Source organism: Aeromonas sp. S5(2024) (assembly GCF_041403025.1).
Classification (GTDB): domain Bacteria; phylum Pseudomonadota; class Gammaproteobacteria; order Enterobacterales; family Aeromonadaceae; genus Aeromonas; species Aeromonas hydrophila.
This window is the reverse complement of the sequence record NZ_JBGLRI010000013.1, coordinates 51,716-71,980: the sequence shown is the minus strand read 5'-3', so window position 1 is coordinate 71,980 and position 20,265 is coordinate 51,716. Positions and strand designations below refer to the sequence as shown.

Here is a 20,265-nt window from a genome sequence, read left to right as displayed (position 1 = left end):
CGGCGCCCCCATCTTGCGCCAAATCAACTTTGTTCGGTTTCCTTGGCCCTGTCCCAGGCGGCATCGAGCTTTTCCAGCGAACAATCGCTCACTTTCAGCCCTTCTGCGGCGATAAACTGCTCAACCTGACGAAACCGGCGTTCGAACTTGGCGTTGGCGCCCCGCAATACCTGCTCCGGATCCTTGCCCAGATGGCGCACCAGATTGACGGTGGCGAACAAGAGATCGCCGAGCTCATCGCTCACCCGCGCTTCGTCCACGTCGGCCATCAGCGCCTCTTCCATCACCTCGTCGATCTCCTCGTGGATCTTGTCCACCACCGGACCCAGCGTCTTCCAGTCGAAGCCGACGGTGGCGCAGCGCTTCTGGATCTTGGCGGCACGGGTCAGGGCCGGCAGCGAGAGGGGGATGTCGTCGAGCACGCTCTCCTTGTCGAGTGCGGCCCGCTCCTTGGCCTTTTCTGCCTCCCAGTTCACCTTAACCGCCTGCTCGTCGCCAAGGTCGGCATCGGAGAAAACATGGGGATGGCGGCGGATCAGCTTCTCGCTCACCGTATCGACGATATCGGCAAAATCGAACAGCCCCTGTTCCTTGCCGAGCTGCGCGTAGAACACCACCTGAAACAGCAGATCGCCCAGTTCACCCTTTAATCCGTCCCAATCCTGGGTTTCGATGGCATCGGCTACCTCGTAGGCCTCCTCCAAGGTGTGCGGCACTATGGTCTGGAAGCTCTGCTTCAGATCCCAGGGGCAACCCCCATTCGGGTCGCGCAATCTGGCCATGATGTCGAGCAGTTGAGGCAGGTCGTAACGTTGGGACATGGGATATTCGCTTCTTGATTCGTAACGCAGGGGAAAACCAGTGACCGACCTGGCGGTCGGTCACGAGTTGGTTGTTGATGACAATCAGAGGCGCTTGGCGCTGATCACGTCGTTGAGCTGACTGAGCTTGGCCAACGCCCGGTTGAAGGCGTTGATGTTGTAAATCTCCAGCTCCATGTCGATCTCGGCGGTCTGCTCGCGCACGTTGGAGCGCGAACGCACCCCCATCACGTTGATCTTCTCGTTGGCCAGCACAGTCGTGATGTCGCGCAGCAGGCCGGAACGGTCGTTGGAGAGGATACGGATGGTGAGGCCGTAGCCACCGGAGTAGTTCTCCCCCCATACCGCGTCGATCAGCCGCTCCGGGTTGCGACGGGAGAGCTCTTTGAGCTGCTCGCAATCCTCCCGGTGGATGGAGACGCCACGACCCATGGTGATGAAGCCCTGAATGCCGTCCCCCGGAATGGGCTGGCAGCAACGGGCGATGTGGGTCATCAGGTTGCCGACCCCTTCCACCACTATGTGATCCTTGGGCTTGGGCCGGAACGGTACGTTGGCCTTCTGCTCCAGCTTCTCCAGCAGGCGGCGATCTTCCTCTTCCGCCGTCGGCTTGTTGTAGCGGGTGTCCAAGTAGTTCAGCAGCTGGTTGATGCGGATGTCGCCACTGCCGATACCGGCCAGCAGATCTTCCAGCTCGTCGGCATGGAAGCGCTCCAGCACCACCTTGTCCACCTTGGAGAGGGTCAGGTTGTGCCTGTCCAGCTCCTTCTCCAGCAACTCCTTGCCGGCGGCGATGTTCTTGTCCCGATCCAGCTTTCTGAACCAGGTGGCCACCTTGGCCCGCGCCCGGCTGGAGCGCAGGAAGCCGGAGTTGGGGTTCATCCAGTCGCGGCTCGGGTTCGGCTCCTTCTGGGTGATCACCTCCACCTGATCGCCGGTCTGCAGCGCATAGGTGAACGGCACGATGCGGCCGTCAATCTTGGCGCCGATGCAGCGGTGGCCAATCATGCTGTGCACGTGATAGGCAAAATCGAGCGGGGTGGCGCCCGCCGGCAGGTCGATGACATCCCCTTTCGGGGTGAAGACGTAGACTCTGTCCTCGAACACCTGACTACGCAGGTCTTCGAGCAGGGAGCCACTCTCGGAGAGATCCTCCTGCCAGGCGAGCAACTTGCGCAGCCACTCGATCTTGTCTTCGAAGGTGTTGGCCTTGCCGCCGGCTTGAGCCCCTTCCTTGTAGCGCCAGTGCGCCGCCACACCAAGCTCGGCATCCTGGTGCATCTGGTCGGTACGGATCTGGATCTCCACCGTCTTGCCCTCGGGCCCCACCACGACTGTGTGGATGGACTGGTAGCCGTTGGGTTTGGGGTTGGCGACATAGTCGTCAAACTCGCGGGGGATGTGGTGGAAGTGGGTATGAACGATGCCGAGCGCCGCATAGCAATCCTGCAGCCGCTTGGTCACCACCCGCACCGCGCGCACGTCGAACAGTTCGTTGAATTCGAGGTGCTTCTTCTGCATCTTGCGCCAGATGCTGTAGATGTGTTTCGGCCGGCCGTAGACCTCGGCTTCGACCCCCGCCTCTTTCAGGGCATCACGCAGGGACTGCACGAACTCGCGGATGTAGCGCTCCCGATCGAGCCGTTTCTCGTCGAGCTGCCTGGCGATCTGCTTGTAGGTATCCGGGTGCAGGTAACGGAAGGCGAGATCCTCGAGCTCCCACTTGAGCTGACCGATGCCGAGCCGGTTGGCCAGCGGCGCGTAGATGTTGGTGATCTCCTGGGCCATCAGCACCCGGGTCTCTTCATCCGCCTTCTTCGCTTCCCGCAGGCAGGCGATCCGCTCCGCCAGCTTGATCACCACGGCGCGCACATCCTCGACCATGGCGAGCAGCATGCGGCGCACGTTGTCGACCTGTTCCGGCGAGGTTTCACTGCGGTGCAGGGTCTGCAGGGAGCGGATGGCCTCCATCTCCAGCACCCCTTCCACCAGCTTGGCGATCTTGGGGCCGAAGTCCTCGTCCATCCGCTCCTGGCTGATGAGACCGGCTTCGACGAAGGGGTAGATGATGGCGGCCTTGAGGGTGCCGAGATCCATGCTGAGCATCAGCAGGATGCCCACCATCTCGACCCCGCGTACCAGCAGGCGGTTGGTGAGCGCTTCGTCACCGAGCGTCAGACAGTACTGGTAGACGGTTCGCAGCTGATCCTTGTCACTGTCACTCAGGGTGAGCGAGCTGACCCACTCCTCCAGGGTGAAGTTGTCTTTCAAATGAATATCGCGAACCGCAACCATGGTATCAATCCTTTAAATTATTGGGCCGAAGGCTGTCGCCTCCTCCCCCTCATGAGAATGCCTCAAATGGGGATATGCGGAGATTTTTTCAAGGCATATTGTCAAGAAAGACAATAGAGTTCTCCGCCAGCCCCTGCCGATTTACGAGGGTCTAGATTACCCCAATCATGGCCGCCCAGACAGCGTTATGGACCGGGCAGATGCCACCCAACCTGGCGAGCCGACGCCCCTTTGGCCATAGCGTTTCATCTGCCCCGCAGCGCCCGTTACTTGCGCTCGAACAGTGCCATGGACTCCAGATGGCCGGTGTGGGGGAACATGTCGAGCATGCCGAGGCGCACCAGCCGATAGCCCCCTTTCACCAGCACCTGGCTGTCGCGCGCCAAGGTGACCGGATTACAGGAAACGTAGACCACCCGTCTGGGTGAAAGTTTCACGACGTGCTCCATCACCTCGAACGCACCGGGACGGGCCGGATCCAGCAGCACCAGATCGAAGCCTTCCCGTGCCCAGGACATGCCGGCGATGTCGCCGCTCAAGTCCGCCTTGTAGAAACGGGCATTGTTGATGCCGTTGCGACGGGCGTTCTCTTCGGCGCGCGCCACCATGGCCAGCTCCCCTTCTACCCCCACCACTTCGCGGGCCTGACGGGCCAGCGGCAGGGTGAAGTTGCCGATGCCGCAGAACAGATCGAGCACCTTGTCATCCTTGCCCGCCTCGAGCCAGGAGAGTGCCTGCTCCACCATGCGCTGGTTGACCGGCGCGTTGACCTGAATGAAGTCACCGGGAGCGAATGCAAGAGACAGGCCATCCAGCGAGTAGGAGGGGGCAAACTGCTGGTGCAGCGGCTCAATCTGCTCGTCGGCCGCCTGCAGATAGAGGTCGATCCCCTGCGTCTTGGCAAACTCGATCAGCTGCGCCCGATCCGCCTCGGTCGGCCGGCCGGTATGACGCAGCAGCATCAGGATCCCCTGCTCGGCCTGGATAAGCTCCGCATGGCCCAGCTCGCGCTGGCTCTTGAGACGGTTGAGACACTCGCGCAGCGGGGTGATCAGCACGGAGAGCGGTTCGGCCAGCACCGGGCAACCGCCGATCTCCACCAGATCGTTCGACTGGCGGCGACGAAAGCCCACCCGGGTGCAGCGGCCGTTCTTGTCGAACTTGATGGCCAGCCGGCAGACCCGGCGATAGGCGCGGGACTCTCCGCCCAGCACGGGCTCGAGCGCCGGAGGCTGGATGTTGCCGAGCCGCTCGAACAGGCTGACCAGGCCGGCCTCCTTGGCGGCGCGCTGATCCGCTTCGGCCAGGTGCTGGGCACTGCAGCCGCCACACTCGCGGTAGTGGCTGCAGAAGGGGGCGATGCGATTGGCCGCCGGGGTCACCACCTGTTGCAGGGCGGCGTGGGCATACTGCTTCTTGTCTTCGAGGATGCGGGCCTTGACCTGCTCACCGGGCAGCGCCCCTTCGATGAAGATCGCCTTGCCCTGGTGGCGGCCGATTCCGACGCAGTGGTGATCCAGACTGTCTACCGTAAATTCAATGCGTTGGGGCTGGGTGGATTTCTTTTGGGGCTTGAAAAACTGGGCCATAAAACTTGGTGCCTATAGGTGGCTATGTCATGATTGTGGAATCTGCAGCAGGCTATTGTCCCACAAGAATAATAGTATGACCAAATACGGCCTGTGGGCCCGCTCCCGCTCGTTTACACCATTGCCAACCCTGCTCATCGGGGGACCATCCGCATGACCAAATACGGCCTTCGGGCGCGTGTGCTGGCCTTTACCATCTTGCCGACCCTGATCATCGGTGGCCTGATGGCCGGCTATTTCACTTTCCACCGCTACCAGCAGTTGGAAAACAACCTCATCGATCAGGGCATCAACATCATAGAGCCGCTGGCCATCGCCAGCGAATACGGGATGACCCAGCACAGCCGCGAGTCGCTCAAGCGGCTGATCGGCCTCACTCACCGCAAGAACTCGCCGCTCATCAAGTCCATCGCCGTCTTCACCCAGGACAACCAGCTGTTCGTGACGTCCAACTACCACAGAGACTTCACCCGGCTGCGGCTGCCGGACGGCAGCCAGATCCCCGAGCTCACCAGCGTCACCCTCTATGGCGACGACATCATACTGCGCACCCCGATCCAGGCCGAGACCAGCATGGACGGCTTCCCGCTGCCAAGCGACGTGGAGCCGCCGATGATCGGCTACATCTCCATGCAGATGACCACCGATCGGGCCATGATCCTGCAATACCGCGATACCTTCTTCGCGGTGATCATGGTGCTCATCGGCATCGCCTTCAGTACCCTGTTCGGCTTCAGGCTGGTCAAGAGCGTGACCCAGCCCATCACCGACATGGTGCAGGCGGTGCACAAGATCAGGGAGGGGCGGCTCGATACCCGGGTCAGCGGCCAGCTCACCGGCGAACTGGACATGCTGAAAAACGGCATCAACGCCATGGCCAAGGCGCTCTCGGAATACCACGAGGAGATGCAGCAGAACATCGATCAGGCCACCTCTGACTTGCGCGAGACGCTGGAGCAGATCGAGATCCAGAACGTCGAGCTCGACATGGCCAAGAAACGGGCGCAGGAGGCGGCGCGGGTCAAGTCGGAGTTCCTCGCCAACATGTCCCACGAGCTGCGCACCCCGCTCAACGGGGTCATCGGCTTTACCCGCCAACTGCTCAAGACCAGCCTGACCCCGAGCCAGACCGACTACATGCAGACCATCGAGAAGTCGGCCCGCAACCTGCTCGGCATCATCAACGACATCCTCGACTTCTCCAAGCTGGAGGCGGGCAAGCTGCAGCTGGAGCACATCCCGTTCAGCCTGCGCGACACCCTCAACGAGACCATGCACCTGCTGGGCCCCAGCGCCCACGACAAGCAGCTGGAGCTCTCCCTGCAGGTGGATGCCGAGGTGCCGGACTACCTCACCGGCGACCCCATGCGCCTGCAGCAGGTGCTGACCAACCTCACCGGCAACGCCATCAAGTTCACCGAGCACGGCAACGTGGATGTGCGCATCGAGCAGATCGGCAGTGCCAGCGGCAGCAAGGTGCGGCTCAACGTGCTGATCCGCGACACCGGCATCGGCATCTCGGAAGAGCAGCAACGCCAGCTGTTCCAGGCCTTCAACCAGGCCGACTCCTCCATCTCCCGCCGCTATGGCGGCACCGGCCTGGGCCTCGTCATCACCCAGAAGCTGGTGCAGCAGATGGGTGGCCAGATCCGGTTCGAATCGGAGCTCGGCAAGGGCTCTGTCTTCTCCTTCAGCCTGGATCTGGAGGTCTCTCCCCTGCCCCAGACCGACAAGCTGCCGCTGGACCGCATCCAGGGCAAGCGGGTCTGGCTGCTGGAGCCGGATCCCTTCAGCCACTCCGCCCTCTGCGCCCTGCTGGCGGAGTGGCAGCTGGAGGTGCAATCCCTCGCCAGCGACGCCCCCTGGCCCGAAATGAGCAGCCAGGACATGGTGATCATCGGCAGCGGTACCCAGCACAGTCCGCAGCAGGTGGTGGCGCGCCTCGACGGGCTGGATCGTCAGCAGAACACCATAGTGCTGCTCAGCAGCCACGAGCCTTCGCTCTACGAGGCCATGCTGGCCCACGGCGCCCAGCACTGTCTCTCCAAGCCCATCAACCATCGCAAGCTGCTGCACGCCCTGCTCTCCCCCGAGGCGGTCCGCAGCGCCCCGCTGCCGACCCCCTCCCCGCGCAGCGTGCAGGAGATCAAGGTACTGGCGGTGGACGACAACGCCGCCAACCTCAAGCTCATCGCCGCCATGCTCAAGGAGATGGTGAGTCAGGTGGTGGTGTGCAAGAACGGCAAGGAGGCGGTCAGACTGGCCCAGAGCCAGCCGTTCGACATCATCTTCATGGATATCCAAATGCCGATCATGGACGGCATCAGCGCCACCCAGGCGATTCGCAGCCAGTCGCTCAACACCGAGACGCCCATCGTCGCGGTCACCGCCCACGCCATTCCCGGCGAGCGGGAGCGGCTGATCCGCCAGGGCATGGACGACTACCTGGCCAAGCCCATCGACGAGGCCATGCTGGCCAAGCTCATCACCGACTTTGCCCATCGTCGCCACCAGAATCACGCCAGCCAGCAGATAGACTGGGCGCTGGCGGTGCGTCAGGCGGCGGGCAAGCTGGATCTGGCCAAGGAGATGCTGACCATGCTGATGGCCAGTTTCGACGAGGTAGATCCGGTGCTGGAGGCGGCGCTTGCCGGTCAGGTGGAGGATAGCGAGGTGCTGGCCCAGCTCCATCGCCTCAACGGCGGCTGCGCCTATTCCGGCGTCCCCGGCCTACAGCGGCTGCTCTCCCAACTGGAACAGCAGCTGCGCGACGGGGTGCCGGTGGCCGAACTCGAGCCCGAGCTGCTGGAGCTGCAGGATGCGATGGAGCAGGTACGCCAGGAGGCGCCACGCTATCTATCCTGAACCGGGCAACCCGCTTTTTCTGACGCGGGCCCCGCCAGATGGTAAAGTTGCGCCGTTTCCACAGGAGTCGACATGACCAACAACGATATTTTGCGCCGCCTGCGCTACGCCCTCAGCATCAGCAACGACCAGATGGTCGACATGTTTGCCAAGGGCAACCTGACCGTCACCCATGCCCAGCTGCACGGCTGGCTGATCAAAGAGGCGGAAGAAGGGGAAGAGCAGGAAGCGGGCTTTGCCGCCTGTCCGGATTCGGCCCTGAGCCAGTTCCTCGACGGCTTCATCCTGGTGCGCCGCGGTGCACGGGAAGATGCGCCGGCCCAGGTGATCCCGAACCGGATCAACAACAACATGATCCTGCGCAAGCTGCGCATCGGCCTCAACTTCAAGGAAGAGGACATGCTGGGCACCCTCAAGCTGGCCCACTTCAACCTCTCCAAATCCGAGCTGAGCGCCCTGTTCCGTTCACGGGACCACAAGCACTATCAGGATTGCGGGGATCAGATCCTGCGCAACTTCCTCATCGGTCTCACCGCCAAGTATCGCGGCTGAACCATGGGCCGGCGTCTGCACTCACCGTCATCCCGCCAGCAGGCGGCCGGTGGGTGGCGCCGGCCATGGCAACTGGGTATTCACCTCCCGCGCACTCGTTGCCACGGGTTTGCGCTCTGCCTCGCCCTGCTGCTCTGCGCCTGCCAGCCCGCCCCCTATCGGCTCAACAACGACTATCAAAGCGCCAGCCAGAACGAGCGCATCGCCTTTCTGATCCTGCACTACACGGACGAAGACGATGGCCACTCCCTGCGCCTGCTGACCGAGCCGGCCCATCAGGTGAGCGCCCACTACCTGATCCCGCGCGATACCCATGAACGGCCACTGCCAGTCTACCAGCTGGTGCCCGACAGCCAGCGCGCCTGGCATGCCGGCCGCAGTCGCTGGCACCAATATGCGGGGCTCAACGCCAGCTCGCTCGGCATCGAGATCGTCAATCTCGGCTACCCGCCACAAGACGAGCTGCTGCCCGCCCACCAGCGGCGCTGGCAGCCCTACACCCAGGCACAGATAGCCGCCCTCGGCGCCCTCACCCGCAAGCTGGTCGGGCGCTACCAGATCCCCCCCACCCAGGTGCTGGCTCACAGCGATGTCGCCCCCGAGCGCAAGCAGGATCCCGGCCCCCACTTCCCCTGGCGCGAGCTGGCCCTGCACTACGGGGTGGGAGCCTGGCCCGACGAAACCCGGCTGGCCGAATTGCGCCAGCAGCCGGCACCGGCCTGGGATGCCCTCGGCTGGCAGCAACGGCTGGCCCGCTACGGCTACGGCATCGCCCCGAGCGGCAACTGGGACGAGCAGAGCCGCGCCGCCCTGCGCGCCTTTCAGCTCCACTTCCGGCCCGCCCTGGTCAGCGGTGAAGCGGATGCCGAGAGCCAGGCCATCCTCACTGCCCTGCTCGAGCGTTATTTTCCCGAGCAACGCTGAGCTTTGCCCCCGACCACGAAAGAGGGACGCCGCGGCGTCCCTCTTTCGCATTCTCAGTCGAGTGCAGGCTCAGGCCTCCACCAGCAGCACCTCTATCCCGGCCTGGCGCAGACCGGCCAGGGTCTCGGCCGCGATGGCGTCGTCGGTGATCAGGGTGTGGATGCGCCGGGTATCGATGATCTTGTGCAGGCTCAACCGGCCAAACTTGCTGGAGTCGGTCACGACGATGATCCGCTCGGCCACGTGGCACATGCAGCGGTTGAGCCTGGCCTCGTCTTCGTGATGGGTGCTGACGCCGCGCTCCAGATCGATGCCATCCACCCCGAGAAACAGCAGATCGAAGTGATAGTTCTGCAGGGAGAGATCCGCCTGGGCGCCGTAGAAGGAGAGCGACTTGCGGCGCAGGTGGCCGCCCGTCATCAGCAGCTCCACCCCTTCCGCCTCCAGCAGGGCATTCGCCACGTTCATGCCGTTGGTCATCACCACTATCTCCTGGTGATCGCGCAGGTGGCGTGCCACCTCCAGGGTGGTGGTACCCGAGTCGAGAATGAGGCGGCAACCCGGCTGCACCAGGCTCGCCGCCATGGCGCCGATGCGCTGCTTGACCGGGGTGTTGAGCACGCTCTTGTCGGCGATGGTGCGCTCGGCCACCGGCTGGCCGGATTCACACAACAGGGCGCCGCCGTAGGCGCGCACCGCCACCCCCTGTTTCTCCAGAAATGCCAGATCGTTGCGGATGGTGACGGTGGAGACCTGATAGTGGCCGGCCAGCTCGTTGACCTGAACGCTGCCATTGCTGCGCAGCTGTTGAATGATACGCTCCCGTCGCTCGCTGGTGCCGAGCACGCTCTTTTCGGTGATTTGCATAGTCTCTCTGCCGGAGTCCTGTGGTGAAAGTAGAGCTTTCACTTCGTTACGTTTCCCTATTAACACTCAGCCTCGATGGCAAATCAAGCTTTCATTGAATTGAAAAGTGCCGTCAGACTCCCTAAAACAGCCACACCCCTTTCGATTCATTTCTTTTTGTGATCTTGCTCAAGATGTGAACACGCTTTTATTTCGTTTCGAGCGCCGTACGCCTAGGGTAAAGAAAGAAATCGAAAGCAAAGCATCTTGTTCAGGCCAAGAGGAAGAGGGAAATGAAATCAATGCTGGATCTGGTCGCACAACACAAGCAGGGGGAGCAGGTCGGGATCTACGCCGTCTGCTCCGCCCATCCGTTGGTGCTGGAGGCGGCCCTGCGACTGGCGGCGCAAGGGGACCAGCTGCTGCTGGTCGAGGCCACCTCCAATCAGGTGGATCAATTTGGCGGCTACACCGGCATGACGCCGGCCAATTTTCGTGACCTGCTGCACCGGCTCGCCGCCGAGTGCCGCTTTCCCGTGCAGCGGCTGGTACTGGGTGGGGATCACCTCGGCCCCAACCGCTGGCAGAGCGAGCCCGCCGCACAGGCCATGGCCCACGCCGAGGATCTCATCGCCAGCTATGTCGCGGCTGGCTTCAAGAAGATCCACCTCGACTGCAGCATGTCCTGCCAGGGGGATCCGGTGCCGCTGACTGACGAGCTGGTGGCGGCGCGCGCCGCCCGGCTGGCAAACGTGGCCGAGCAGACCGCCATCCGGCAGTTTGGCCACAGCGACCTGGTCTACGTGATTGGCACCGAAGTGCCGGTGCCAGGCGGCGCCCACGAAGAGCTGGCCGAGCTGGCGGTCACCACGCCGGAGGCAGCGCGCCACACCCTGGCTGCCCACCAGCAGGCCTTCGAGCAGGCCGGACTGGCCCAGCTCTGGCCGCGGGTGATCGGTCTGGTGGTGCAGCCCGGCGTGGAGTTCGACCACACCCACGTCATCGACTACCGCCCCGAGCGGGCCGCCCCCCTGAGCCGGATGATCGAGGCCTATCCCCATCTGGTGTTCGAGGCCCACTCCACCGATTACCAGACCCCGGACGCCTACCGCCAGCTGGTGCGCGATCACTTCGCCATCCTCAAGGTCGGCCCCGCCCTCACCTTTGCCCTGCGCGAGGCGCTGTTTGCCCTTGCCGCCATCGAGGAGGAGCTGGTGGTGGCCAAGGCCTGCTCGGGCCTGCGCCAGGTGCTGGAAGAGACCATGCTGGATCGCCCCGACTTCTGGCGCAGCCACTATCAGGGCAGCCCCAACGAGTGCCGGCTGGCCCGCGGCTACAGCTACTCCGATCGCATTCGCTACTACTGGCCCGACAGCCGGGTCGATGACTGTTACGCCCGGCTGCTGGCCAACCTGGCCGCCGAACCCATTCCCCTGCCGCTGCTCAGCCAGCACCTGCCGCTGCAATACCGCAAGGTGCGCCAGGGCACGCTGTCGCCCCGGGTTCACGACCTCATTCTCGATCAGGTGCAGGAGGTGCTGCGCCAATACGCGGTGGCCTGCAGCGCCACCCCCGCCAGCCACTCCCGGCTGACCCCGGTTGTATAAGGAGTTGTAGAGATGATCCTTGGTTATCCAGAAGAGGCGCTGCGGTCGGCCAACGGCCTGGCCACCGCCCGTGAAATTCGCCAGCAACCCGCCACCTGGCGGGAGACCCTCACCATGGTGGAGGAGTGCCGCGCCACCATAGAGCGCTTCCTGCTGCCCCTGCTGTCGCGGGGCAACCTGCGGGTGATCCTGACCGGCGCCGGCACCTCCGCCTTTGCCGGCCGTGCCCTCGCCCCCTATCTCAGTGCCCGCCTCAACGGCCGCTTCGAGGCGATCGCCACCACCGACATCGTCACCGATCCGGGCGAATACCTGGCACAGGACTGCCCGACCCTGCTCATCTCCTTCGCCCGCTCCGGCAACAGCCCGGAGAGCGTGGCGGCGGTGGAGCTGGCCAGCCAGCTGCTGAGCGAGTGCCACCACCTGGTGCTGACCTGCAACGGTGAGGGGGAGCTCTATCGCCGCTGCCAGAAGGATGCCCGCTCCCTGGCGCTGCTGATGCCGCCCCAGACCCACGACCGCAGCTTTGCCATGACCAGCAGCCTGACCAGCATGATGCTGAGCTGTCTGGCGGTGTTCCTGCCACGCCAGTTCAACCCGATCGCCAGCCAGCCGCTCATCGCGCTGGGGGATGCCATTCTGCCCCAGGCCGAGCTGAAGGTGCCCGAGTGGGATCGGCCGCTGCCGGAGCGGGTCATCTACCTTGGCAGCGGCAGCCTGCAGGGGGTGGCCCAGGAGGCGGCCCTCAAGCTGCTGGAGCTCACCGCCGGCCAGGTGATGGCCATGCACGACTCCCCCACCGGCTTTCGCCACGGGCCCAAGTCGGCCATCAATCGGCAGACCCTGATCGTGCTGATGGTGTCCAACGATCCCTATACCCGCCAGTACGATCTGGACCTGCTCGGCGAGCTGCGCCAGGACGGCCATGCCGCCCGGGTGGTCGCCCTGGCCGACCGGCCGGATCCGCTCATCAGCGCCGGCGAACACATCTACCTGCCCACCCCCCTCAACGGCGACGACGCCGAGCTGGCGCTCTGCTACCTGCTCTACGCCCAGTACTACGCCTTCCACACCGCGCTGGTGCTGGGCATCACCCCGGACAATCCCTGCCCGAGCGGGCGGGTCAACCGGGTCGTGCAGGGGGTCAACATCTATCCGTTCAACCAGCAAGGAGGCGTCTGATGCCGAACATAGTGCTGAGCCGTATCGACGAGCGCCTGATCCACGGTCAGGTCGGCGTGCAATGGGTCGGCTTCGCCGGCGCCAATCTGGTGCTGGTCGCCAATGACGAAGTCGCAGAGGACCCTATCCAGCAGAACCTGATGGAGATGGTGCTGGCGGAAGGCATCGCAGTGCGCTTCTGGCCGCTGCAGAAGGTGATCGACAACATTGGCAAGGCCGCCGATCGCCAGAAGATCCTGCTGGTGTGCAAGAGTCCGGCGGACTTTCGCACCCTGGTGGAGGGCGGGGTGCCCATCCCCCGCATCAACGTCGGCAACATGCACTACGCCGACGGCAAGCGTCAGATCCACAAGACGGTATCGGTGGACGAGTCGGACATAGCGGCGTTTCGCGCCCTGCAGGACGCCCACGTCGCCTGCTTTGTCCAAGGGGTGCCGACCGAACCGGCACAGGACATTTTCAACCTCATCTGATTAAGGACAATTGTGATGGAAATCAGTTTGTTGCAAGGGCTCTTGCTGGGCATGCTGGCGTTCTTCGCCGGGCTTGACCTGTTCAACGGCCTGACCCACTTCCATCGGCCCGTGGTACTGGGCCCGCTGGTGGGCCTGATCCTCGGCGACCTGCCCACCGGCATTCTGGTGGGCGGCACCCTGGAGCTGGTCTGGATGGGGCTGGCCCCGCTGGCGGGGGCGCAACCGCCCAACGTCATCATCGGCACCATAGTCGGCGCCACCTTCGCCATCACCACCGGGGTCAAGCCGGATGTGGCGGTCGGGGTCGCGGTACCGTTCGCGGTGGCGGTCCAGATGGGGATCACCTTCCTCTTCTCGGTGATGTCGGGGGTCATGTCCCGCTGTGACCGGATGGCGGAACAGGGGGATGTGCGCGGCATCGAGCGGGTCAACTACCTGGCGCTGCTGGCGCTGGGCTCCTTCTACTTCCTGTGCGCCTTCCTGCCCACCTACTTCGGGGCCGAACACGCCAAGACCGCCATCGACGTGCTGCCCGCCCGTCTCATCGACGGCCTCGGCGTCGCCGGCGGCATCATGCCCGCCATCGGCTTCGCCGTGCTGCTCAAGATCATGATGAAGAACATCTACATCCCCTACTTCATCCTCGGTTTCGTCGCCGCCGCCTGGCTCAAGCTGCCGGTGCTGGCCATCGCCGCGGCCGCCCTGGCCATGGCTCTGATCGATTTCATGCGCAAGGACCCGGCGCCACAAGCCCGCCCCATCCAGGAGGAAACTGAAGATGGCATCTAACAACACCGCCACCCGGCTGGCCCAGACGGCCGAGCCGCACCCGACCCGCGCCGTCTCCGACGACGTCTACGAAGATCAACAACTGGGGGCCGAGCTGACCCGCCAGGACATCAACCGCTTCGCCTGGCGCTCCCTGCTGCTGCAGGCCTCCTTCAACTACGAGCGGATGCAGGCCTCCGGCTGGCTCTACGGCCTGCTGCCGGCACTGCAAAAGATCCACAGCAACCCCAAGGATCTCTCCCGGGCGATGAAGGGCCACATGGGTTTCTTCAATACCCACCCCTTCCTGGTCACCTTCGTGATGGGGATAGTGCTGGCGATGGAGCGCTCCAAGCAGAACGTCAACAGCATCCAGAGCACCAAGATCGCGGTCGGTGCCCCGCTCGGCGGGATCGGCGATGCCATGTTCTGGCTCACCCTGCTGCCCATCTGCGGCGGCATCGGCGCCGACCTGGCCCTGCAAGGCTCCATCATGGGGGCTGTGGTCTTCTTCCTGCTGTTCAACTTGGTGCACTTCGGCCTGCGCTTCGGGCTGGCGCACTACGCCTGCCGCATGGGGGTGGCCGCCATTCCGCTCATCAAGGCCAACACCCGCAAGGTGGGCCATGCCGCCTCCATCGTCGGCATGACGGTGATAGGCGCCCTAGTCGCCACCTATGTGCGACTCGGCACCACCCTGGAGATCACCGCCGGCGATGCGGTGGTGAAGCTGCAGGCGGACGTGCTCGACAAGCTGATGCCCGCCTTCCTGCCGCTGCTCTACACCCTGGCCATGTATGGGCTGATCCGCCGCGGCTGGAGTCCGCTGCGCCTCATCGTCATCACGGTCGTGCTCGGCATCGTCGGCAAGTTTGCAGGCTTCCTCTAATCCGGTGCCGGCACCAGGCCGGCCCTTTGCTGTAAAGGAACAGATTATGTTGGGCATCATCATTTGCGGACATGGCGGCTTCGCCAGCGGCATGGAACAGGCCATGCTGCAGATCCTCGGCGAGCAGGAGGCGGTGGTCGCCATCGACTTTCCCGAGTCCTCCACCACGGCCCTGCTGCAGGATCAGTGCGAAACCGCTCTGACTCAGGTGGAACGAGGGGATGGCGTGGTCTTTCTGACCGACCTGCTGGGGGGAACCCCGTTTCGGGTCGCCTCCACCCTGGCGCTGCGCCAGCCTGGGCGGGAGGTGGTCACTGGCACCAATCTGCAGCTGCTGCTGGAGATGGTGATGGAGCGCGGCGAGCTGACCCCGTCCCAGTTTCGCGAACAAGCGCTGTGCTGCGGTCATCGCGGCCTCACCAGCCTGGTGGACGAGCTGGCGCGCGAGCGGGCCGAGACGCTGGCCGAGGAGGGGATCTAGATGGCAGAGCGGATCCGCGCCCGCCGCCTGCTGACCGAGCAGGGCTGGCTGACACATCAGGTACTGACCCATGAAGGGGGCGTCATCACCGCCATCGGCCCCATCCCGGCCGACGACCCGGTGCGGGAGGTCGAGCTGCTGGTGCCCGCCCTCATCGATGGCCACGTCCACGGCGGGGCCGGCGTCGACGTGATGGACGAGGCGGCCGACGCCCTGGCCCGCCTCTCCCTTGCCAAGGCGGCAGAAGGGGTGGGCGCCTTCCTCGCCACCACGGTCACCGCCCCGCTGCCCGCCATCCTTAGCACCCTGGGTCGCATCGCCGATGCCATGGCCAGTCCCCTGCCGGGTGCACAGCTGCTCGGCAGCTATCTGGAGGGACCCTACTTCACCCCGGACAACAAGGGTGCCCATGACCCGGCCCTGTTCCGGGAGCTGGATCTGGCGGAGCTCGACCGGCTGCAACAGGTGGCACGAGGCACCCTGAAGGTGGTCGCCCTCGCCCCCGAGAAGGCCGGGGCGCTGGCCGCCATCCGTCATCTCAAGCAGGCCGGCATCCGGGTGATGCTGGGTCACTCCGCCGCCGACCACGACACCACCATGGCGGCGCTGGCGGCGGGGGCTTCCGGGCTGGTGCACTGCTTCAACGGCATGCGCGGCATGCACCACAGAGAACCCGGCATGGTCGGCGCGGGGCTGGTGCATCCCGATGCCTGGCTGGAGCTCATCGCCGACGGCCACCACGTTCACCCGAGCGTGCTCAGACTCTGTCACTGCTGCGCCAGGGATCGCCTGCTGCTCATCACGGATGCCATGCGCGCCGCCGGCATGCCGGACGGTCACTACCTGCTCGGCGACTACCGGGTGGAGATGAAGGACGGCGTGGTGCGCACCGACACCGGCGGCCTGGCGGGCAGCACCCTCACCCTGCTCGGCGCCGTGCGCAACATGGTGCAGCTGGCCGGCGTGCCGCTGGAGGAGGCCATCCACATGGCTTCGCTGGCACCGGCCCGGATGCTGGGGATGGCACATCGCCTCGGCTCGCTGGCCGTCGGCAAGCAGGCCAATCTGCTCGCCCTGACCGCGGAACTCAATCAACAACATATCTGGGTGGCGGGCCGGGAGATCCTCCCCGCCCCAACCCCGCTCTCTTTCCCTGAAGCTGGTGCCCGCCAGGGTGCCAAGGAGTCCTCATGTATCTGATCTCGTCCCACGAAATGCTTAAAGATGCCCAGCGCCGCGGCTATGCGGTGCCCGCCTTCAACATCCACAACCTGGAGACCGTCGAGGTGGTGGCCCGCACCGCCGCCAAGCTGAGCTCCCCGGTCATCCTGGCCGCCACGCCGGGTACCTACCGCCACGCGGGGGTCGAGTACCTGGTCTCCATCTGCGCCTCGGCCGCCCACCAGTACCGCATTCCGCTGGTACTGCATCTGGACCACCACGAGGACGAGCAGGATATCCACTACAAGGTCGAGGCCGGCATCCACTCCGCCATGATCGACGCCTCCCACCTCTCGTTCGAGGAGAACGTCGCCAAGGTGCAGCGGGTCGTCACCTTCTGCCACCGCATGGGGGCGAGCGTGGAGGCCGAACTGGGCCAGCTCGGCGGCCAGGAGGATGACCTCATCGTGGACGCCGCCAACGCCCATCTGACCAACCCGGACAAGGCGGCCGAGTTCGTGGCGCGCACCGGCATCGACTCCCTGGCCGTCGCCATCGGCACGGCCCACGGCCTCTACAAGGAGGAGCCGCGCCTGGACTTCGAGCGCCTCGCCGCCATCCGGGCCAGGGTAGCGGTGCCGCTGGTGCTGCACGGTGCCTCCGGCATTCCCGACCGGGACGTGCGCCGTTGCATCGAGCTCGGAGTGTGCAAGGTCAACGTGGCCACCGAGCTCAAGATCGCCTTCTCCGACGCCATGAAGGCGTTCCTGGCCTCCCACCCCGACGCCAGCGACCCGCGCCAGTATCTGGTGCCCGCCATGGCCGCCATGGAGGAGGTGGTCGCCGCCAAGATCCGCATGTGCATGAGCGACGGCAAGCTGTAATCCCCGAGCCGGGCCCGCTGCGGCGGGCCTGCCTCCATCCCGGTATCACAGGCGAGGTTCTGCCGACTCACACCTCACTCACATCAACACGTGGAGACAACCATGCACGCACGTACCGCCATGACGCTGCTGCTCATGCTGACCCCCTTCGCCCAGGCCGAAACCCTGTCGCTGGAGGGTGACCAGTACCGTATCAAGGTCGAAACCGATGCCGGCAAGTTCCGGGAACTGACCTTCACCAATACCGCCAACGGCGATCTCATTCGCTCAGACAACCTGTTCGACATCAAGGGGACGGATGATCGGCTGACCCCCTCCGCCGATTTCAAGGTCACCGCATTCACCAAGAGCGGTGACCGGATCGAGATGGCGTTGGAAAATGCCGACTTCGTGGTCAAGAGCGCCATCCGGCTGGGCCGGGACAAGCGCTACGCCAGCATCGACTTTGCCCTCGACACCCTCAAGAACGGCAAAAAGATCAACGGCTTCTCCATGCTTCCCTTCCACTCCCAGGCGCCGTTTGTCTATGGCGCCATCAACAGCTCGCCCATTGTCAGCGACAGCTTCTTCATTACCCCCCAGAATCCGCTGGTCAATACCCGGGCCTACGAGGGTGGCGTCAGCCAGCTGATCCCGCTCAAGCTGCCGCTCGCCCAGGGCAAGCCGCTCAGCTATCGCACCTATGTCGGCACCTTTGGCGAGGGTCAGCTCAGGCGCGACTTCAACCGCTTCCTCAACGAGGCCCGCGATCGCCCCTACGCTCCTTATCTGCATTACAACTCCTGGCTCGACATCGGCTTCTTCAATCCCTACACGGAGGCCGAAGCACTCAAGCGCATCGATCAGTTCGGCGAGGCACTGATCAGCCGGCGCGGCGTGCCCATGAACGGCTTTCTGTTTGACGATGGCTGGGACGATCGACTGGGCAACTGGGGTTTCAGCAAGGATTTCCCCAACGGCTTCAGCAAGCTCAAGCGCGCGGCCGAACGCTACCATGCCCAGCTCGGGATCTGGCTCTCCCCCTGGGGTGGCTACAACAAGCCAAGGGATGAGCGGGTCTCCCATGCCGCCGAGTTCGGCTATGAGCTGAGCGATGGCAAGTTCGCCCTCTCCGGTCCGGTCTACTACCAGAACTTCCACCAGAAGGTGATGTCGCTCATCAAGGATCAGGGAGTCACCCACTTCAAGTTCGACGGGACCGGCAATGCGGACAAGCTGATCGAGGGGAGCCGCTTCACCAGCGACTTCGATGCCGCCATCCACCTGATTGCGGATGCGCGGGCCGCCAATCCGAAGGTGTTCATCAACCTGACCACCGGCACCACCGCCTCCCCCGCCTGGCTGTTCTTTGCCGACTCCATCTGGCGCGGCGGCGATGACATCAACTTCTACGGACCCGGCTCCAGGGTGCAGCAGTGGATCACCTACCGGGATGCCGAGACCTATCGCTCCATCGTCAAGAACGGCCCCCTGTTCCCGCTCAACTCACTGATGCTGCACGGGCTGGTCTATGCCAAACAGGCCAAGCATCTGGATCGGCAGTCACCGCAGGATTTCGCCGATCAGGCCTGGAGCTATTTCGCCACCGGCACCCAGTTGCAGGAGCTCTATCTCACGCCGGAACTGCTGAGCGGCCAGAACTGGGACCTGCTGGCCAAGGCGGCACTCTGGTCACAGCAGAACCAGGCCGTGCTGTTCGACAGCCACTGGATCGGCGGCGATCCCACCCTGCTGGCGGTGTATGGCTGGGCGGCCTGGAGTCCGAGCCGCGCCTTCATCACCCTGCGCAACCCCTCCAGCCAGCCGCAGACATTCCTGCTGGAGCCTCAGCGCCAGCTGGAGATCCCGGCGGGCGAGGCCACCCGCTTCACGGTGCAGCCGCGCTACGGCAGCAATGCCAGCGTGCCGGCCACCCTCGATGCCCCCCGCCTCATCACCCTGGCGCCGCTGGAGCTGATCACCCTGGAGCTGACCCCGGCCGGAGCCAAACCCGCTGGCGCGGAAAAATCCTGACCCAGACCAAGTTTGACCTGACAAAAAGGGACGCCGTGGCGTCCCTTTTCTCTTCGTGCCGCAGGGCTCATCCCCTGCCGACAGCTCAGATCCCCTGACGGGCTTCCTGCATCAGCAGACGCATGTCGCTGACCGCCTTGGCCAAGCCGTCGAAGGCGGCGCGGCCGATGATGGCGTGGCCGATGTTGAGCTCATAGAGCTCGGGGATGGCAGCGATGGCCTTGACGTTGTGGTAGTGCAGGCCGTGGCCGGCATTGACCTTCAAGCCCTTGCCGGCGGCGTAGGAGGCACCGGCGGCGATGCGCTTGAACTCGGCGTTGCGCGCGGCATCCGTGGTGGCATCGGCGTAACGGCCGGTGTGGATCTCGATGAAAGGAGCACCGCTCTCGGCGGCGGCATCGATCTGCAGCGGATCCGCATCGATGAAGAGGGATACCTGAGCGCCGACAGCAGAGAGGCGGGCCACCGCGTCAGTCACCTTGTCCAGCTGGCCGGCCACGTCCAGACCACCCTCGGTGGTCACTTCGGTGCGCTTCTCCGGTACCAGGCAGACGAAGTGGGGCTGGATGCGGCAGGCGATGCCGATCATCTCTTCGGTCACCGCCATCTCCAGGTTCATTCTGGTCTGGATGGTCTGGCGCAGGATCTCCACGTCACGGTCGGTGATGTGACGGCGATCTTCGCGCAGGTGCACAGTGATGCCATCGGCACCGGCCTGCTCGGCCACAAAGGCGGCCTGTACCGGATCCGGGTACTGGGTGCCGCGGGCGTTGCGCAGGGTGGCGATGTGATCGATGTTCACACCCAGATAGATTTCACTCATTGAGGACTCCTTGAAACTCTTCGCTGTTAACTGTGCAACTGCCGCCTTGGCGCCAGCGCCGATATCCATATGTCACGTGTGTGGCAGCT

At 64.3% G+C, this 20,265-nt stretch carries 17 protein-coding genes; 12 read left to right on the top strand and 5 right to left on the bottom strand.

Annotated elements, in window-relative coordinates:
- Window positions 1–23: 23 nt before the first annotated feature.
- From mazG to rlmD, 3 genes are all read right to left on the bottom strand, one after another.
- On the bottom strand, window positions 24–821 hold the full coding sequence (gene mazG / locus ACB032_RS20135) for a nucleoside triphosphate pyrophosphohydrolase (RefSeq protein WP_011704767.1): 798 nt from the start codon (window positions 819–821) through the stop codon (window positions 24–26).
- An 84-nt stretch (window positions 822–905) separates the two neighbouring features.
- The gene (gene relA / locus ACB032_RS20130; protein WP_011704766.1) at window positions 906–3,116 is read right to left on the bottom strand and encodes a GTP diphosphokinase; all 2,211 of its coding nucleotides are present in this window, start codon (window positions 3,114–3,116) and stop codon (window positions 906–908) included.
- Between the two features lie 266 nt (window positions 3,117–3,382).
- Window positions 3,383–4,705, bottom strand: a complete 1,323-nt coding sequence (gene rlmD, locus ACB032_RS20125; RefSeq protein ID WP_060390863.1) for a 23S rRNA (uracil(1939)-C(5))-methyltransferase RlmD — start codon at window positions 4,703–4,705, stop codon at window positions 3,383–3,385.
- Window positions 4,706–4,858: 153 nt separating this feature from the next.
- Between rlmD and barA the strand changes: the two genes are divergently transcribed.
- The 3 genes from barA (at window position 4,859) to ACB032_RS20110 (ending at window position 9,046) form a co-directional block, all read left to right on the top strand.
- Window positions 4,859–7,570 (top strand): two-component sensor histidine kinase BarA, encoded by a 2,712-nt coding sequence (gene barA, locus ACB032_RS20120; RefSeq protein WP_024946174.1) that lies wholly within the window; start codon window positions 4,859–4,861, stop codon window positions 7,568–7,570.
- A 72-nt stretch (window positions 7,571–7,642) separates the two neighbouring features.
- The gene (locus ACB032_RS20115) at window positions 7,643–8,122 is read left to right on the top strand and encodes a DUF1456 family protein (protein ID WP_011704763.1); all 480 of its coding nucleotides are present in this window, start codon (window positions 7,643–7,645) and stop codon (window positions 8,120–8,122) included.
- Between the two features lie 3 nt (window positions 8,123–8,125).
- Entirely contained in the window at window positions 8,126–9,046 is a 921-nt protein-coding gene (locus ACB032_RS20110) for an N-acetylmuramoyl-L-alanine amidase (protein ID WP_324017701.1), read from the top strand.
- 69 nt (window positions 9,047–9,115) lie between these two features.
- Here ACB032_RS20110 and ACB032_RS20105 read toward each other — a convergent pair whose 3' ends face one another.
- The gene (locus ACB032_RS20105; RefSeq protein WP_005309410.1) at window positions 9,116–9,913 is read right to left on the bottom strand and encodes a DeoR family transcriptional regulator; all 798 of its coding nucleotides are present in this window, start codon (window positions 9,911–9,913) and stop codon (window positions 9,116–9,118) included.
- Between the two features lie 272 nt (window positions 9,914–10,185).
- Between ACB032_RS20105 and kbaZ the strand changes: the two genes are divergently transcribed.
- The 9 genes from kbaZ (at window position 10,186) to ast (ending at window position 19,353) form a co-directional block, all read left to right on the top strand.
- Window positions 10,186–11,499 (top strand): tagatose-bisphosphate aldolase subunit KbaZ, encoded by a 1,314-nt coding sequence (gene kbaZ, locus ACB032_RS20100; RefSeq protein WP_324017700.1) that lies wholly within the window; start codon window positions 10,186–10,188, stop codon window positions 11,497–11,499.
- 12 nt (window positions 11,500–11,511) lie between these two features.
- A complete protein-coding gene (locus ACB032_RS20095) occupies window positions 11,512–12,681 on the top strand; it encodes an SIS domain-containing protein (RefSeq protein WP_371138627.1) in 1,170 nt (389 codons plus the stop codon).
- A complete protein-coding gene (gene agaV, locus ACB032_RS20090) occupies window positions 12,681–13,154 on the top strand; it encodes a PTS N-acetylgalactosamine transporter subunit IIB (RefSeq protein WP_005309404.1) in 474 nt (157 codons plus the stop codon). The genes ACB032_RS20095 and agaV overlap by 1 nt, the downstream gene beginning before the upstream one ends.
- 15 nt (window positions 13,155–13,169) lie before the next feature.
- Window positions 13,170–13,946, top strand: a complete 777-nt coding sequence (gene agaW / locus ACB032_RS20085; RefSeq protein ID WP_371138626.1) for a PTS N-acetylgalactosamine transporter subunit IIC — start codon at window positions 13,170–13,172, stop codon at window positions 13,944–13,946.
- Window positions 13,936–14,814, top strand: coding sequence for a PTS N-acetylgalactosamine transporter subunit IID (gene agaE, locus ACB032_RS20080; RefSeq protein ID WP_371138625.1), 879 nt, complete (start codon window positions 13,936–13,938; stop codon window positions 14,812–14,814). Before agaW ends, agaE begins: the two co-directional genes overlap by 11 nt.
- A gap of 46 nt (window positions 14,815–14,860) precedes the next feature.
- Window positions 14,861–15,295: a PTS galactosamine/N-acetylgalactosamine transporter subunit IIA gene (gene agaF, locus ACB032_RS20075; protein ID WP_010635027.1), complete on the top strand. Its 435-nt coding sequence runs from the start codon at window positions 14,861–14,863 to the stop codon at window positions 15,293–15,295.
- Window positions 15,296–16,495 (top strand): N-acetylglucosamine-6-phosphate deacetylase, encoded by a 1,200-nt coding sequence (nagA, locus tag ACB032_RS20070; RefSeq protein ID WP_371138624.1) that lies wholly within the window; start codon window positions 15,296–15,298, stop codon window positions 16,493–16,495.
- The gene (locus ACB032_RS20065) at window positions 16,486–17,340 is read left to right on the top strand and encodes a tagatose bisphosphate family class II aldolase (RefSeq protein ID WP_371138623.1); all 855 of its coding nucleotides are present in this window, start codon (window positions 16,486–16,488) and stop codon (window positions 17,338–17,340) included. Before nagA ends, ACB032_RS20065 begins: the two co-directional genes overlap by 10 nt.
- Window positions 17,341–17,442: 102 nt before the next feature.
- Window positions 17,443–19,353 carry a thermostable cytotonic enterotoxin Ast gene (gene ast / locus ACB032_RS20060; protein ID WP_371138622.1) on the top strand — a complete coding sequence of 637 codons (1,911 nt, stop codon included), beginning with the start codon at window positions 17,443–17,445 and terminating at the stop codon, window positions 19,351–19,353.
- An 85-nt stretch (window positions 19,354–19,438) separates the two neighbouring features.
- On the opposite strand, the gene pdxJ is transcribed toward ast, so the two are convergent.
- Window positions 19,439–20,176: a pyridoxine 5'-phosphate synthase gene (gene pdxJ, locus ACB032_RS20055; RefSeq protein ID WP_257689874.1), complete on the bottom strand. Its 738-nt coding sequence runs from the start codon at window positions 20,174–20,176 to the stop codon at window positions 19,439–19,441.
- Between the last annotated feature and the right edge of the window lie 89 nt (window positions 20,177–20,265).